This is a genomic window from Treponema sp. OMZ 855, from assembly GCF_024181145.1.
In the GTDB taxonomy this organism is placed as follows: domain Bacteria; phylum Spirochaetota; class Spirochaetia; order Treponematales; family Treponemataceae; genus Treponema.
In genome coordinates, this window is record NZ_CP051194.1 from 674,469 (window position 1) to 691,357 (window position 16,889).

A 16,889-nucleotide genomic window follows, 5' to 3' on the forward strand; every position below is an offset into this window, starting at 1 on the left:
TTTTTACAGCTGTACGCGGGCGAGAGCTTCCGCCGCTTCTTTATAATCTTTCCGTATATTAAGCGCCCGTTGGAATGCATCCCGTGCGCTTTGTTTATATCCTGCCAGTTCGCGGGCAAGACCAAGCCGGTACCACCACAGTGAATTCGACGGTTCCAAATGCACTGCTGCGGAATAGGCAATATCAGCCTTTTGATAACGTTTTGTTAAGCGGTAAATGTCGCCGACATAAAAGTAGGCAATGCTTGCCCGCTCTCCGGTCGGCGCCATATCGATATACCGTTCCATTTGGCGGAGGGACTCTTTATAATCGTTGAGATAAAAGTAGGCTTCTCCTAATGTTTCGATAATCCGCACATCCGACGCGATTTTAAGCGCCTCGTTGCAGACTGTTACCGTTTCACGGTATCTATGCAGACGGAACAGCGACCACGTATAGACAGTGTATGATTCCATATTGCGCGGGTTTTGGCGGAGCTCGGCAAGGCATACATCGACTGCCGCCGTATATGACGTTTTTGCCTCCTCTGTTCGCCCCGCACTGTCTAAGCTGCGTCCGGTGCGGTATAACTTCAGCGCATCCGCCTTTTCTTGCGCATAGATGACTCCCGATGCACATAGTAACACTGTAAGGATCACCATAGTGCGTTTTATAAAATTATACGTTTTCTGTTGTACGTTCATTTTATCAACCTCTCTTTCGTAGGGGATGCCTAGCCGTCAACCGTTGAACCGCAGCCGATAAATAAGAAAGCCTCTAAAAATCAATCCTTTTTAGAGGCTTGTAATTACATTCCTAGAATGCCGCGACAACTTCTCCGTTAGGATATTTTTCCGTAATATACTTACGTACTTTATCGCTTTGCAGCGCTTTTATCAATGCTTTGATGCGCGGATCGTTCTCATTTCCCTGTTTAACCGAAATCACGTTCGCATAGGGAGAGTCTTTTCCTTCAACAAGCAGACCGTCTTTTGCAGCGGAAAGACCTGCCGGGATAGCATAGTTTCCGTTGATGACAGCTCCTTGGACATCTGCAAGCACGCGCGGGAGTGTTGCTGCTTCAATTTCCTTAAACTGTAAGTTGTAAGGATTTGCGGTAATGTCTTGCGGAGTAGCCGCTAAACCTGCGCCCTCACGCAAGGTGATAATATGTGCGGACTCAAGCAATAACAATGCCCGCGCTTCGTTTGTCGGGTCATTCGGAATGGCAATGGTATCGCCGCTTTTAAATTCGGAGAGGTTTCCGTATTTTTTTGAATACAGCGCAAGCGGTTCAATATGAACCGTTCCTACACTGACTAGGTGGTACCCATGTTCCTTGTTAAAAGTATCCATATAGGGAACGTGCTGGAAGAAGTTTGCGAATTGTTCGCCCGTTTCGACCGCATCGTTGGGGGTTACATAGTCGGTGAACTCGGTAACCTTGAGCGTAATATTTTCCTTTGCAAGATCCTCCGTTACAAGCTCCAAGAGTGCTTTATGAGGTTCCGGACTTGCAGCAACAGTCAAAATATTTTGACTGCTTTCTTTTTTCGCGCAGGAAACCGATAAGCTTGCGCAAAGAGCTGCGCCAAGCAGTAATGTGAGTAGTTTTTTCATAAACTAGTCTCCTTTCCATTGGAATGAACGCTAGATTACTATATATCTTTAAGCTCTGTCTAGGGTTGTTATAGAAGGGAATATATGAGGTTAAGCGGGAAAAACTACCATTGTTAAAAAGGGCTGTGCAAATAGAGAAAAATGTTGCAGAAACCCGATATTTCGATTATCATCTATAATGTATACTATAAAATGTAAACGATATACAAACACGTTATATATTTGGAGGAAAAATAATGACGATAGATACGCTCAAACATACAAGAGCTCGTCAATGGGTTGATGAGGTAGCGGCGCTGTGTACACCGGATAGCGTATATGTGTGTGACGGTTCGACGGCAGAATATGACCGGCTGATGAAAAAATTGGTTGATGTAAAACTGGCGACTCCCTTAAAAAAGCGGAAGAACAGCTTTTTGTTCCGTTCCGATCCTTCCGATGTCGCTCGTGTAGAAAGCAGAACCTTTATCGCGTCAAAAAAAGAAGATGATGCCGGCCCTACAAATCACTGGACGGATCCCGTTGAACTCAAAAAAACAATGAGTGCGCTGTACAAGGGCTGCATGAAAGGGCGTACCCTCTATGTTATTCCCTTTTCGATGGGACCCGTTGGTTCCGATATTGCAAAAATCGGTATCGAAATTACCGACTCCGAGTACGTTGTCTGCAATATGCACATTATGACACGGGTCGGCACAAAGGTGCTCGATGCGCTCGGTACCGATGGTGCATTTGTTCCCTGTCTGCACTCGGTCGGGAAGCCGCTTGAAGCAGGCAAAACCGATGACGGCGTGTGGCCGTGCGCTCCGCTGGAACATAAATATATTTCTCACTTTCCGGAAGAGCGGCTGGTATGGTCTTACGGCTCAGGTTACGGCGGAAACGCCTTGTTGGGTAAAAAGTGCTTTGCGCTGCGTATCGCTTCCGTACTTGCGCGGGACGAAGGCTGGCTGGCCGAGCACATGCTCATCTTAAAAATTACCAATCCTGAAGGAAAATCAAAGTATATTACCGGAGCCTTCCCCTCAGCTTGCGGTAAGACAAATCTTGCGATGCTTATTCCCACGATTCCCGGCTGGAAAGTTGAAACCGTTGGAGACGATATCGCATGGATGAAGTTCGGTGAGGACGGTCGCTTGTATGCCATTAACCCCGAATCGGGCTTCTTCGGTGTAGCGCCGGGAACTTCCGACCAATCGAATAAAAACGCAATGGAATCGATAAAAGAAAACACCATCTTTACCAACTGTGCCTTAACGGAAGATGGGGATATATGGTGGGAACAGATCGGTCATCCTGCAAAGGGTAAGCTGGTAGACTGGAAGGGTAATACCCGCGATGCGCTGCCGACGGATAAAAGCCCGAAAGGCGATGAATTTGCACATCCGAACGCCCGCTTTACCGCGCCTGCTAAGCAGTGTCCGGCGATTGCAAACGAATGGGAAGACCCCAAAGGCGTACCGATTTCCGCGTTCTTGTTCGGCGGCCGCCGTCCGAGCACTATCCCGCTGGTACACCAATCCCGCGATTGGAACCACGGCGTATTCCTCGGCTCGATTGTCGGCTCGGAGATTACCGCCGCAGCGCTCGACTTAAAAGTCGGCAGCATCCGCCGAGACCCGTTTGCGATGCTCCCCTTCTGCGGGTACAACATGGGCGACTACTTTCAGCATTGGATTAACATCGGTAAAAAATCGACGGCGGACAAGCTGCCCAAGATTTTCTACGTCAACTGGTTCCGCAAGGATGCGGACGGTAACTTTATCTGGCCCGGCTACGGAGAAAACAGCCGTGTACTCGCATGGATATTCGACCGCTGCAACGGCAAAGACAATGCTGTAGAAACCGCTATCGGCTGGATGCCTAAAGACGGGGCTATCAATACCGAAGGACTCAACGTGTCGAAGGAACAAATGAAAGAAATTCTTTCGGTAGACGCTGAAGGCTGGAAGAAGGAGATTGCGGATATCCGCGAAAATCACTATCCAAAATTCGGTAGTAAACTACCCAAAGAGCTTACCGAAGCCTTAAACACGCTGGAAAAACGGCTCGGTTAATCATACCGGAACATTGTCGGGCGTTTCTATTTGGAAGGCTGCAAAGCACATGTAACCGACTTTTGTAAACGCCCTGTATCTATTTTGTGAAACTGCTGCATAAAGGAGGAGCCGCGATGCAAATTTTTGATACCCATGCCCATATCGGATTGCTCTACAACGATCCTCTTGCGCAGCTGCGCGCTATCCAAGAAGCCAAACGGGCTTCCGTAACCAGAATACTCAGTATTTGTAATAGTTTGCATGATTTTTATTCGGTATATGAAACGCTCAAAACCGAACAGTCAGTGTATTATGCTATCGGCGTTTCACCGTCGGAGGTAACGGCTCCGGGGAAGGACTGGGCGCTTCAGGTTGAAAAAGGGGCGCAGCTGCCGGGGGTTATTGCCATCGGGGAAACAGGGCTCGACTATTACAAAAAATACGGAGACCAGCGCTCGCAGATAGAGTTGTTTATTACGCAGCTGGAAATAGCGGCAAAAGTGAAAAAACCGGTCGTTATTCATAACCGGAATGCGGGAAAGGATGTGTTGAACATCCTTTCCGAGCGGATGCCCGAAGCAGGCGGCATTCTACATTGTTATTCAGAAGATGCCGAATTTGCTCAGCTCGCGCTGAAGCTGCCGCTCTATTTCTCGTTTGCGGGTAATCTGACATACCGGAATGCCCGTAATCTGCATGAAACAGTACGCACGCTGCCGCTTGACCGCATATTGGTTGAGTCCGAAAGTCCGTTTATCCCGCCTGCGCCCTACCGGAAAGAGCGTAATATGCCGGCGAATACCGTGGCTACGGTTGAGTTTATGGCGAAGCTTTTAAAGATGGATATGGAAGCATTAGCGGCTCAACTGTGGAAGAACAGCTGTAAAGCGTTTAATCTGCCGGAATGAATAACTTGAATGCAGCAGAAACGGCCGGCGGATTTTACCGGCCGGTAACAATAGGAAGCCTAACACTTCCCGGGAATATTTTTTTAGCCCCCGTAGCAGGGTATTCCGACAGGAGCTTCCGGTCTATTTGTGTTGATTGGGGCGCGGATTTTACCTATACTGAAATGGTTTCGTCGGAGGCATATATCCGCAACTCGGCAAAAACGGAAAAGCTTATCGCCCGTGCATATAACGAGCGGCGGTATGCAGTACAGATATTTGGAGCAAATCCCGACTTTATGGCGGAAACAGCAGTACGTATCATCGAACGGTATCATCCGGAATGTATCGATATCAATGCCGGCTGCCCGATACCGAAAATCACCAAAACGGGGGCTGGTTCCGCATTAACGAGGAATCCGAAAAAGCTCTATACAGCGGTTAAGGCGGTTACGGAAGCTGTCGGCAAAATGGATGCCGCTGTTCCGGTAACGGTAAAAATACGCTCCGGCTGGTCGCAAAACGAGCTTACGTGGAAAGAAGCTGCCGCGGCAGCCGTTGATGCAGGAGCGGCGGCGTTGACCATTCATCCCCGTACCTGTGTGCAATGCTACAGCGGAACGGCAGATTGGGATATTTTGGCACAACTTGTACAGCTGATGCAGGGGCGGGTACCCATATTCGGGTCGGGTGATTTGTTCAGCCCGGAAGCAGCGCATGATATGCTTTCTTCCACTCAATGTGCGGGGGTTATGTTTGCGCGCGGAGCTATGGGCAATCCTTTTATCTTCCGGCAAACACGGGAACGGCTGCAAACCGGCGCCTATTCCGAAATAACGCCTGAGGATAAAATCGGAACGGCAAAAAAAGAACTCATGATGCTGTGTGAAGAAGTAGGGGAACAGATCGCCTGCCGAGAAATGCGGAAGCGGTTTGCCGCTTATACCAAGGGAATTGCAGGGGGAGCAAAGCTTCGTGAACAGTTGGTACAGGCGAGTTCCATACAAGACTATGAAAGGATTTTAGAGAACTTCTCATTACAAGCGGTACAGCCGCATACCGATAACAATAGGTGAGGATTATTATGTTTGATTTTATCAATACTCTTATTACGTCAATAAAGGATTTTTTTGAAGGACTCTTTTTTTCCTCATCACCGGAGTATCAAAAGAAACGGCAGCTTAAAGGCTACGCCGCAGAACTCAAAAAGCTCAATCCGCCGTTATACCATACCGGTAAAATACTGCTTCCGGCATTCGGTTCGTTGTTGTATCAGCTGTATCATTTTTTACAACCGGTGAAAGCGATTCTGGACAAGACGGTTAATTCCCCTGATATACGCGCGTCCGAAAAATATCAAGACCTTTTTTTTGAGGCGATCTTGTCGGAAGAGCAGATAAAACAACATCGGAGTTTTACCTTTCAGGCTCGGAGCCAGCTCTTATCAAAGTGTAAAAACTATCAGGAAACGGAACATACACTGCAAGAACAAATACATAGTTTTAAAAATTTTATCCGCTTGTTTCATACACCCGCATTTAAGACCCGTGAACAGGAGTTGATCAAACTCTTTTATCTTTCCGATTTGTGCGATTTTGACTATGCGTCTTTTCTCAATCAATTTAACAATAACTTGCAGCTCAATACCGCTGCACCGGCATCGATTTCTCAAGATAATTTTGAAGAAGTATTTGCCGGTGATGTGGTAAAAAATTTGCTGGATTTCCAATTTATCGTACGGCATGTTGCTATCACACAGACGACGATTAACGATGTCATTTTTTTGGCACGGAGTTTAGGAAATTTTACCGATGAAGCAGGTGCAAAACTGGAAAAAACGCTGAATACGGTCGAAAACCTTCTTGCAAATCAGCTGAAGCGGACAACGATACCGATAATGTTGAAATTGATTAAGGAAGACCCCAATTTTAAAGAAAAAATAACCGTTTCCGAATCCAAACCGCTGCAGGAATATATTGATCGAAGCAGTGAAATCTTTCAGGCAGATTCAAAACGCCTTTTAAAAATCACCAAGGAAACGAATATTACCGGCTTAATCGAAAAATGCTTTGGGAGCGGTCAGTTGAAGCCGTTGGAAGGATATAATGATGCAGTTAATGACGCTATTCAAAATCTTTCACCGATTTCTTTTGATTGGGTTAAACCGATACAATTGTTAAAGGCGTTTACCGAAATGTATTTTGAAACGCACTATAAAACTTTTTTAAAATCTCTGTTGATTGAAGGTTTTTTTGCGAACAAACAGATTGAAGGTCAATATGCGGCAATCTACCGTTCCTGCGAAATGCTGTTGGGTAAAATAACTAATTTTGAACAGCTTTTTAAGCCGAAAGGTCAATGCAATCTTCTTGAAATTCAAGGCTATATTACAGAGATCGAAAAAGGCAAGGATATGAAAAAACAGCTGCAGAAAATCGTTGATATTGCAAATATGCAGGCAAAGGCTATCGTACAAACCGGAAGCAAAGCTTATGCCGACCTGTATGCTTTTACCGAGCATTTATTGGAGGACATAAAAGCGCCTACTTCCGAACTGATTACAAACATAAAAGCTCTTGTCGTCAGCTCAAAGAATAAAGAATCCTTTATCCGCTTGGAACAGGATCGGCACATCTTTGCTATGTTTCTCGAGATAATGAAAAATTATGCAGTGTTCGGTTCTATCGAAAAAGGAAAACCGGGAGCACCGCTTCCTACTACCGTACCAAGTACGGGGTCTACCGTAAAACCGGTGCAAAAGTAGTGTTTAAACATTAGTGCCGGAAAAATTATCAAGTAAAATGATGATATACAAAACTATGCTGTTTCGTAAGCTATCCTTTTTTTTCTTTTTACTCTGTGCTGCCTCTTTCTTATATGCCGACAGCTATTCGGGTTCAGGAATAAACGACGCCCTCATTATCCGTGCACCGGTATGGGTTTTCCTTGAATCTCAGCCTGGAGTTATGGATAACGACATACAGGGCACGCGATTACCGCCGCGAAAAGCGCTGTCCGAATTATCGAAAACAATAATGGAAGGCATGGTCTACGGTTGGAAGTTCTCGTATACCCCGTTTGATAAGCGGAGAGCCGTTGCAGAAGAGTTTGAACTGGAACCGCTTCAATCCATCCATTCAAACGACAGCCGTTTATCCGTTACGGAGCTTCGCCCTCAATATCCATACCTGTATTGCTGGGCGGAATACCGCGTTACCGACGCCATTGCTTTACATCGAACGGAATGGGTTCGCATCAATTATATTACCGGCAAAGGTTCCGGAAGTGCAGAACGCAAGCTTGAGATAGAGGGGATACGACAGGCCTATCGGAATGCAGCGCTTGCCGCCGTTCGAGGATATTTACGAAAAAACATTAAAAATAAGCCCAAGACCGTCCACGGAGAGATGCTGATCAAAGATAACCCGCGGCTCTATGTTTCGAGCGGAAAATTTACTGCCGAACTGACTGTTTATCTTTATATTAAGGAAGTTATTCCTTACGAGATCTTTTGAAAGCCGCCGTAAATGCAGGGCACGCCGTATTTGAAGAAGCAACCCAATATCTGCCGGAAGAAAAATAATAACCGGTGAGCAAAGTGTCCCTCTTGCTTAAACAGATGTCAATATGTTAAACAGGTAAGGTTTATTGTTGCTTTTTAGAAGGATATAGTATGATTAAATATAAGCCATATAAATATATACGTTTGATACGGTCTATTATTGTCAGCGTATGCATTTTCTTTACTGCAGTTGTTTATGCACAGGAAACGGAACCCGCACCAGCTGCTCTTATTGATGTTCCGGCAGAGTCTCCCCTAGCCGATAAACCTGCCGAAGAACCTCTTGTGCAAAGCTATCAAATAACAGCCGTCAACTACAATATTAAAGGGCTGACACGGAAATATCCGCTTTCTCAAGCTGTTCCGATTGACACCGTCCGTATTTTTAATTCGGAAGAAGAGATGCTGCATTATCTTAGAGAGCTTGAACAGCAATTTAAAAATATCCGGGTTATTCAATCGGCTCAAATCGATAGAGAGTATGGCACTCCGGATAATGGAGCAGTAATACCTGTTACGATTACAGTTTCAGTCGTCGATACATGGAATTTCATTGTAGTTCCTTATCCTTCTTTCGATTCGAATAGCGGCTTCCAATTGAAGCTGAAAATGCAGGATTTCAATTTTATCGGAACATTGCAACCCTTAAAAGTAGATGTTGTATATCGTTCAACCGAAACAAATCAGCAGATTTTTTCATCTTCAATCAATTTTGCATTACCGTTCAAAGTGGGGGCATTTAATCTGTTATGGGATAACAACTTCGAAATTGTTTACGCATACAAAGAACCCCCTAAAATAAATATCGGTACGGGACTGACGGCATCAGTCAAATTTAACAAGCGGCTCTCTCTAATATTCGGGCTTTTACCTGAATTGGCAATTAACGACCGTGCATCAAGCCAAATGTCTATTACGGGGTCGTCAAGCTCCTCTGAAGAAGGACAAATCGAACAAGGACGGCCGAGCGGGTTAGGCTATTTATATCCTGATGACCGGTATTATTTTAAAACGACATTATTTGTACGTGCTCCTGTTATGATTACTGAGGTGAAAAACTTTGGCTCGCTCGTATGGACACCTTCCATGAGCCTTGCGGGAAATTGGGCGTTTGACGGTATACAGGCAGACAGTCTTAGAAAATGGACATTTCATTGGGGGCATACGCTTTCTCTTTCAAAGGTGAATTGGGAATTGAATTTTAGGAAAGGGCTTTCGTTTTCGCTCAGTAATACGTATGCTTATCAATTTTACGACAAACGAAATATGAGTATCAGCTTTTCCACCTCTTTAGCCGGATATTATCCATTTGTCAACCGGGTGGGAATATATGGGCGGACGCAGTTTTTTTATCATTTATTCGGAAGTACCAGTACGCAGGCAGGTTCTACGCTTCGCGGTATTTTAAATAAACGGATCGAGACGGATACTGCTTTTACCTTTAATCTTGATATCCCTATTCGGATTGCTTCACTCGATTTTCAAGCTATTACCGGCGTTTCATGGACGCGTTTTTTTAATTGCGATATCCAGCTTGTTCCTTTCTTGGATATTGCTTTAGTACACGATAAAAAAACGGGACGGTACTATCATCCGGCAGACGGATGGTATGCGGGCGGTCTGGAAGTGATTGTCTATCCTGAAAAGATGCGGAGTATCTATGTCAGGGCAAGTGCCGGCTTTGATTTAACGGAACTTAAAAATCTTTCCGGTCTCGACGGGCGAGCAAAACGAGACGGAGAATCAATCACCGAAATATTTATTGGAATCGGTCTACATTATTAACGGCTTTTGATAAAGATTAGCGGGGCTTTTTATACCAATCAGATACCCGTCTATTGAGTGATAGCGGTTTGTCATCACCGGCAAATATCCGCGTTTGATCCCGTAAGTACGGAAAGATAATTTCTTTTTTAAGCAGCAGCCAGTTATGGGGTAAGATATGCGGCGCGGAGAAATCATCGGTTTGCGGCAAATGTTTGAGTAAAAGCGGATAATAAACCGGAAAAATATTTTCGGTTACATTCTTTATAGCGGAAAAACCTCCCGCTAATCCGAAAGAAGGCGCGATCATATTATCGGTTTGGGAGCGGGCAAGCAGATCTTTTTGACTTTCTTCATTAAAGAACCAAAGCAAGAATGCCCGTGCCGCTGCCGTATTTTTTGCCTTTTTGCAAATTCCTGCATATATAATTTCATCCTGTACCGGTGTTTTGCCGTTGTAACTCATCCATCGATAATCGAGCGATTTTAGTCTTTCGTTATTTAATGAAAACAGTTTATCGCTTGGTAAGTACCAGAATAGGCAGCGTCCGTTTGTAATCAACGTATACGGCGGATCATAGAGGTATTTGAATTTGAATTCATCCTCAGCCGCAGCGCTTGTATTGACTTCTTCCGACCAGCGCCGCGTATACGTAATCAATTCCTGCAGCATTTTATCATTCCACGAGAAGAGACTTTTTGTTTCTTCAAAAGATACATCAAGGCCTTGTGCGGTAACATAGAGAAAATCGGTATCCCAGCGGGGTGAAAAACCCATTTTAGTATATTCCGAGCCGCTTTTTTTATTGTACGCTGCGGCAAGCTCTCTCATTTCTTCAAGAGAAAGTGTAAAATTTGTTTTTACTAAATTTTTTTGTGATGCGGAGAAAATAATGGTCGGTAAATTAAAGCTGACCGGCAAGAGATACTGTGCCCCGTTAATATTTCCCAGTTCAAATAATAACGGATAAAAAGTATCCGGATCAATTTTCTTTTTAGAAAGCATCCCTCCTAACTTACTGAATTTTACCCGAGTTGCATCACCTCTGAGCCAAGGGCCAATGACGATATCCGGTTCTTCGGATGCTGCCATTAAAGCATCCGATGGGTTTTCTTTATAGCTGACAGTGATTTTATAACGGCTTTGGGCGTTGTTAAAAGCCTCACAATAAGAGATGAATTCAGTACGGTTAGTCCAAATAACGGCAATCGAATCCTCAGCATTTTTGCACGCAGATAGCATACAACATACAAACGCTGCAATAAAAAGGAATTTTTTCATACTCATCCATTATGACTACAATAATCACCTTGTCAATGACTCTTTAAGGGTGTAATATCCTTGCGCGGATACGGGCTTTAAAGTATAATCCGTAAGTATGAAAAAATTGCGTTGTTTTTATAATACTAAGCTTATTTTAACGGTTCTTTGTTTCGTTTTTTTTACGATAACCGGGTGTTCAAAAAAAATCGGTTACGGCGTTGTCAATTGGTCAATCCCTGAGTATAACTTGACAGCATCGGATGTAGTGCCGATTCTCGTCCGGTCGAATATTTCGAAGGTATATATTGCCGAGCTGAATAAACAAAAGATAGAAATTCCGCTCTGGCAGCTCACCTTTTGCGCTTCAAAGCGTGAAGCAGAGGCCTATATCAAAAAGACTGCCGAATACCGTTCTGTGTATGCCGCGGTAAAGCTTGACGGTCTGCCGCTCCGCTCTACGCCCGATAACACCGGTAAGCAAGTGTACCGTCTGCGCGAAAGTCAGATCGTAAAAGTTCTTTGGAAAGGGGAGGGGGCTCCGGTTATCGCACGGGATAAACCTTTGGAAGGTGATTGGCTTTATGTGATGACCAACGACGGCACCCGCGGTTGGTGTTTTTCTTACAATCTCTTTATGTATGATGAAGGGGAACCATCCGTATCCCGGCAGACAACGGAAACGGTAGCCGATGAGATTCTGACAAGTATCTTAAAAAGCCGATGGTATCCCGAATATTACCGCGATATGATTCGAAAGAAACAGATCGATCCTGAACGGATGACGGATAATTTCGGCTTTTTCCCCGGAGAAGGAACGGGTGTTGCACGTATTATGCTGAAAGATGAGCAGCTTGCTTTTTCTTATACCGGTATTACAAAAAACCGGATGGGAGCCTACCAATTTGAAGGTTCTCCGCTCCTGCTGCAAATCAGAGATTCGGATACGATTGCCATCAATTATACGGATGAGAAAGGTCGGGTACAAATACGGTATTTTATTACGCTAAAAGAAGACCCGCAGGAACTTGCGCAAGCGGAAACGGAACGCCGGAACGATGCGCTGCAAACCCTTGTTACAACCGGTCCGGTGTTTAATTCCGTAAATTACGGTGTGCTCGAATTTACGGATGGCGGGCGTTTCCATTGGAAAGGGTACCAAGTGTTATCCCCGACGATTATTCCTAAGGGGGTAGGGAATTCCGGTTCCGTTGCAATCCGATATTTTATCAGTGCTAAACTTAAAACCGAATATATGGGGATTCTGTCGTTTAAATTTGACGGCAGCGGAGACTGGATTGATTTCTTTTACACGGTGTCAAAGCAAGGCGTTAAGCTTGAGTATGTAAAGCCGGAGAATATTACCGACGGTGTTGCTTCCGTGCGCAGCCTCAATCCGGTTATCCTCTTTTTCGGGACGGAAGGAACGGAAGAATAATGCCGTTTGTCCAGCTTTCAAATATATCTCTTGCGTTCGGCGATCGCGATATTCTCCAAAATATCACGCTTGTACTGACACAGGGGACAAAGGCGGCGCTCACCGGAGCCAACGGAAGCGGTAAGTCTACCTTGATGAAGATTATTGCAGGGGTGATGCAGGCAGATTCCGGCTCTATTTCGATGGAAAAGAACACCCGTGTTGCCTACCTGCCGCAGTCAGGTATTGTGCACAGGGGTAAAACGCTGGCAGAAGAAGCCGATACCGCTTTTTCCCGCGGGGCACAGCTAGTGGAACAGCTCGAAGCAGTCGGCAAGCTTATGAGCGAAGAAGCCGATACCGCCAAGGCGGAGCGGCTTGCGCACGATTATCACGCCCTGCAAGACGAGCTTGAACAATCAGGTTGGTATTTTAGGCAGCGGTTGGCAGATGAAACGCTGCGCGGGCTCGGCTTTACATCGGAAGATTTTACCCGTTTGACCGATGAGTTTTCCGGCGGATGGCAGATGCGCATTGCGCTTGCGAAGATTCTTTTGAGCGGTGCGGATATCATCATTTTGGACGAGCCGACCAACTATCTCGATATTGAAGCGCGCAGCTGGCTTGAACTCTGGCTGAAAAAGTTTACCGGCGGTTTTTTGCTGGTTAGTCACGACCGCTCGTTTTTGGACGCAACGGTTAACGAAACGTATGAACTTTTTAACGGAACACTTAAGCGCTATGCCGGAACCTATACCAACTACGAAAAGACGCGGGAGGTAGAGCTTGCATCGCTGATAAAAGCATATGCGCAGCAGCAGCTGGAAATTGCAAAAACAGAAGACTTTATCAGGAAGTTCCGCTACAAGGCGACAAAAGCCGCGGCGGTGCAGGATCGGGTAAAGCGGCTCGAAAAACTTGAGCGCATCGAATTACCGGAACACTTAAAGAAAATTCATTTCAGTTTCCCGCCTGCCCCTCATTCGGGAAATATTGCTCTGCAAGCCGAAGGGATTACCAAGGCATACGGAGAACGGCTCGTGCTGAAAGACGCGGAACTCACCGTTACCAAACAAGAGCGGATCGCATTGGCAGGACGAAACGGCGCCGGTAAAACCACTTTTTTGCGGATACTGGCAGGTGAAGATTCCGAGTATACCGGCTCTGTGAAGTACGGGGCGGGCATCATCACCGGTTATTTTTCGCAGGATGAGGCCGAGCGGATTACCGGCAGCGAAACTATCATGCAGCTGATGGAGCGGGAAGCGCCGACCCATCTTATACCGAAACTCTACGATATGCTCGCTGCCTTTTTGTTCCGCGGCGACGATATCCATAAGCAGCTTTCCGTGCTGTCCGGCGGCGAAAAAAGCAGGCTGGCATTGCTCCGGCTGCTGTTGAGGCCGCTTAACCTCCTCATCTTAGACGAGCCGACCAATCACCTTGACCTTCATTCTAAAGATGTGCTGCTCGATGCGCTGCAGCGGTTCGAAGGGACGGTTATCTTTGTTTCGCACGATAAGTTTTTTATCCAAGGGCTTGCGACCCGCATCCTTGAACTGACAGCTTCGGCAACGCCCGGCGCCGGTACCCGTATCAGAAACTTCCCGGGCACCTACGACTATTACCTGTACCGGATCGCCGCCGAGGCAGCTGATAGTCCGATTGAAAAACCGGGGCAGGCGGCGGATTCTCCGGGCGCCGGAAAAACAAGCAGTGCCTTCTCCGGTAAAGCATCGATGGCGTCTTCCGGTTCACAAACAGAGCTGCCGTTAAGCGGTATCGGCGGCGGAGCTCTTTCTTATGAAGAACAAAAAAGGCTGCGGTCGGAAAAGCGCAAACGTGAAAAGGAAGAAGAACGTATTTTTGCACAACTCGCCGAAACCGAAAACAAAATAAGAGAACTGGAAAACCAACTCGCAGACCCCGAAGTTTATACCGACGGCGAAAAAGCACGCAGCATTCTGCAGCAGATTCATGCCTTACAAGCAACCTCCGCTGAACTTACAGAACAGTGGGAAGCTCTCGCCCAAGATTCAGGCAGTTGAACCACCGCCGTCCTCGCCCAAAAATATACATCCGTGTACATTTTTGGGCTGCCAGTTTGCAAGCAAACTGGTTGCTGTTTAGAACCACCGGCATCCGTGCCGCTTCTGCCACGTTGAGGATTAATTTATGTGCAGCACGAAGTAGCTGCACCCTTTCCGTAAGCCTTTTGAAACAGACGATGCAGATGCTAGGAGCGTACAAAAAACACCCGCAGGCGTACTTGATGTACGTCGAGGACTACTTACAGTAGCGGCACGGATGCCGCTGGTTTAAACAGTAGCGATATTTCGGCAAAGCCGAAATTCGCCATCAAAAGTGTACAAGGATGTACACTTTTGATGATGTGCCGTATATTTTCAAAAGGTGAGGGAGAACTCACAGCCGCAGTAATCTTGTCTATACAACCCCAACTCCTTGCTCAGTTTAATGGACTCCAGATAGCCGTCTTTTTTCTTGAAGTCGCTCGGCAGCCACCGGCACTTGTCTGTGGCAAGCTCTATGCCGATTTCGTTGATTTTTGCCGCACTTTTGAGCGGGCTGAGAGAAAGCGTTGTACAGAAAAAATCGAAATCTTGGGCTGTTGCCTCGCGTACCGTTGCTGCAAGCCGGAGCCGATAACAGCGGAAACACCGTTCCCCGCCTTCAAGGCAATCCGTATAGCCTTCCGCTATTTCGAGAAATTCTTGATGATTATAGTCCCGTATCATGTAATCGATTCGGTACGGGAATTCTTTTGACGTATTATACTGTTCGATTAAACGGATTTGTTCATCCGCCCGTGTACGGTATTCAAGTTGGGTGTCGATGTTAGGATTATAATAGAAGACAGTCAGCTTAAAATGCCCTGCCAGCCGCTTTATTACTGAAGAACTGCATGGGGCGCAGCATGAGTGGAGCATAAGACGCGGTGGAGCTTCGGTAGTAAAGGAACTACCGAGTTCCGCAATGGTTTGTTCCATCAATAATTGAAAATTTTGCTTCATACTAATATATTTTGTTTAATAAAAGATTGGATGTCTTCAAGCAGTGTATAAAGCGAGCTGCCGGATTCTCGGGGCAGTCGAAAGGCAATTGCGCCGGGATGTCCGCCTCCGTCCGTAATCTTAAAATGACTGAGAATTGGGTGTAAATTGATGCCTCGAACTGCTTCGCTCGCACGGATACGGCACTGTATTTTATTGGATTTGCCGGGAGAATCGTAGTAGGCGGAAATTCCTATGCCTCCGACTTTCTCTGCAATGGCATTGGTTGCCTCCTTAATCATACCGGTAAACTGTGTATATTCGATACTTTTAAGGAAAGCATTCGACTCATCTTCCGACAAGATGACTGTTCCGATGTGTTCGGTATATCTCGCACGGTCGATAATGGTATGATAGATTTTCTCGGTTTCGGCATCGGTTGTTTCCATCACATCCAGCAGCCGTTCCATCGATTCGATTTTTTTTGTACGCCCCTCCGAATGAGTGCTTATCCGCAGCATCAAATTTAAATGCTTGGAAAAATAGTCAAAAACTTCTTTATCATGCGGGTTGGAAATATAATTTCCCATTTTTGCATCGCCGAGCATACCGGTCAAAAGCGTCAGTACCAGATTCCGCGAATAAAGCTCTTCGATGCTGTAACGCTGTAGTATTTCGGGGTGCGTTGCTAATTTATAGCATATCCGGCATAATATTTCGCAGGTACTGGACGCATGGAGAACTAAAGAATAGGCGGGATCTCCGGAATATGCAGCATCGGAATCAAAGTGATGGTCTATTTCAATTTTTGGAATAGATGGGGTATTCAGAAAATCATAGATACAGCCGTTTGCCGCGATCATATCCGGTTTCGGCGTATCCAAAATACAGAGAACTTCGACGGAACGGATCGGCGGCATTGTTCCGTAATATATATTGATCTTGTTATATTTGCAGATGGAAGTGAGAAATTTAAGGTTTTCAGGCGGTACGGATTCTAAAAAAATGCTGACGTGTTTATTAAATTTACGCAACAATAGTGCGCCTGCCACGGTCGAAGCATAACAATCTTCATCAGGGTTTTCGTGACCGAGAATCAAGAATGAACGATGTGCTTTCATGAGATAATACATATTCTGTATAACACGATTCCGCGCTCCAATGGTCATATTCTGCCGTTTTAAGCGCAAATCGGGTCTGAATTTATTCCCCTGAGAATCCATATAAAATCATTATACCATACTTTCCAATAAAGTGTTATCCCAAAATACATTTTTTCAAAAAATGTCTGATGTGGTGCGCCCCTAGGCTTTTTAACGGTTTTTTGATAAAATTACGCAAATTTATG

At 45.7% G+C, this 16,889-nt stretch carries 13 protein-coding genes; 8 read left to right on the top strand and 5 right to left on the bottom strand.

Annotation, left to right across the window (positions count from 1 at the left end):
- Positions 1-3: 3 nt before the first annotated feature.
- Both E4N65_RS03125 and E4N65_RS03130 read right to left on the bottom strand, forming a co-directional pair.
- Positions 4-642, bottom strand: coding sequence for a tetratricopeptide repeat protein (locus E4N65_RS03125; protein WP_235619748.1), 639 nt, complete (start codon positions 640-642; stop codon positions 4-6).
- A gap of 154 nt (positions 643-796) precedes the next feature.
- Positions 797-1,600 carry a MetQ/NlpA family ABC transporter substrate-binding protein gene (locus E4N65_RS03130; protein WP_044013263.1) on the bottom strand — a complete coding sequence of 268 codons (804 nt, stop codon included), beginning with the start codon at positions 1,598-1,600 and terminating at the stop codon, positions 797-799.
- A gap of 236 nt (positions 1,601-1,836) precedes the next feature.
- Here E4N65_RS03130 and E4N65_RS03135 point away from each other — a divergent pair, with 236 nt between their 5' ends.
- From E4N65_RS03135 to E4N65_RS03160, 6 genes are all read left to right on the top strand, one after another.
- Positions 1,837-3,657 (top strand): phosphoenolpyruvate carboxykinase (GTP), encoded by a 1,821-nt coding sequence (locus tag E4N65_RS03135; RefSeq protein WP_044013261.1) that lies wholly within the window; start codon positions 1,837-1,839, stop codon positions 3,655-3,657.
- A 116-nt stretch (positions 3,658-3,773) separates the two neighbouring features.
- On the top strand, positions 3,774-4,547 hold the full coding sequence (locus E4N65_RS03140) for a TatD family hydrolase (RefSeq protein ID WP_044013259.1): 774 nt from the start codon (positions 3,774-3,776) through the stop codon (positions 4,545-4,547).
- The gene (gene dusB, locus E4N65_RS03145; RefSeq protein WP_052185444.1) at positions 4,544-5,602 is read left to right on the top strand and encodes a tRNA dihydrouridine synthase DusB; all 1,059 of its coding nucleotides are present in this window, start codon (positions 4,544-4,546) and stop codon (positions 5,600-5,602) included. The genes E4N65_RS03140 and dusB overlap by 4 nt, the downstream gene beginning before the upstream one ends.
- Positions 5,603-5,610: 8 nt before the next feature.
- A complete protein-coding gene (locus E4N65_RS03150; protein WP_253674004.1) occupies positions 5,611-7,290 on the top strand; it encodes a DUF5312 family protein in 1,680 nt (559 codons plus the stop codon).
- A 37-nt stretch (positions 7,291-7,327) separates the two neighbouring features.
- Positions 7,328-8,041 (top strand): phospholipase D-like domain-containing protein, encoded by a 714-nt coding sequence (locus E4N65_RS03155; protein WP_253674006.1) that lies wholly within the window; start codon positions 7,328-7,330, stop codon positions 8,039-8,041.
- 158 nt (positions 8,042-8,199) lie between these two features.
- Positions 8,200-9,873: a BamA/TamA family outer membrane protein gene (locus tag E4N65_RS03160; RefSeq protein ID WP_253674008.1), complete on the top strand. Its 1,674-nt coding sequence runs from the start codon at positions 8,200-8,202 to the stop codon at positions 9,871-9,873.
- A 16-nt stretch (positions 9,874-9,889) separates the two neighbouring features.
- Here the strand turns inward: E4N65_RS03160 and E4N65_RS03165 are convergent, their stop codons facing one another.
- On the bottom strand, positions 9,890-11,134 hold the full coding sequence (locus E4N65_RS03165; RefSeq protein ID WP_253674010.1) for an extracellular solute-binding protein: 1,245 nt from the start codon (positions 11,132-11,134) through the stop codon (positions 9,890-9,892).
- A 97-nt stretch (positions 11,135-11,231) separates the two neighbouring features.
- On the opposite strand from E4N65_RS03165, the gene E4N65_RS03170 reads away from it, so the two are divergent.
- Together E4N65_RS03170 and abc-f are read left to right on the top strand one after the other, a co-directional pair.
- Complete coding sequence (locus E4N65_RS03170) at positions 11,232-12,551, top strand: SH3 domain-containing protein (RefSeq protein ID WP_253674011.1); 1,320 nt, start codon at positions 11,232-11,234, stop codon at positions 12,549-12,551.
- Positions 12,551-14,578: a ribosomal protection-like ABC-F family protein gene (abc-f, locus tag E4N65_RS03175; protein WP_253674012.1), complete on the top strand. Its 2,028-nt coding sequence runs from the start codon at positions 12,551-12,553 to the stop codon at positions 14,576-14,578. The genes E4N65_RS03170 and abc-f overlap by 1 nt, the downstream gene beginning before the upstream one ends.
- A gap of 357 nt (positions 14,579-14,935) precedes the next feature.
- Here abc-f and E4N65_RS03180 read toward each other — a convergent pair whose 3' ends face one another.
- Positions 14,936-15,562 (bottom strand): epoxyqueuosine reductase QueH, encoded by a 627-nt coding sequence (locus E4N65_RS03180; protein WP_253674013.1) that lies wholly within the window; start codon positions 15,560-15,562, stop codon positions 14,936-14,938.
- Positions 15,559-16,764, bottom strand: coding sequence for a DHH family phosphoesterase (locus tag E4N65_RS03185; protein ID WP_253674014.1), 1,206 nt, complete (start codon positions 16,762-16,764; stop codon positions 15,559-15,561). The genes E4N65_RS03180 and E4N65_RS03185 overlap by 4 nt, the downstream gene beginning before the upstream one ends.
- Positions 16,765-16,889 lie beyond the last annotated feature (125 nt).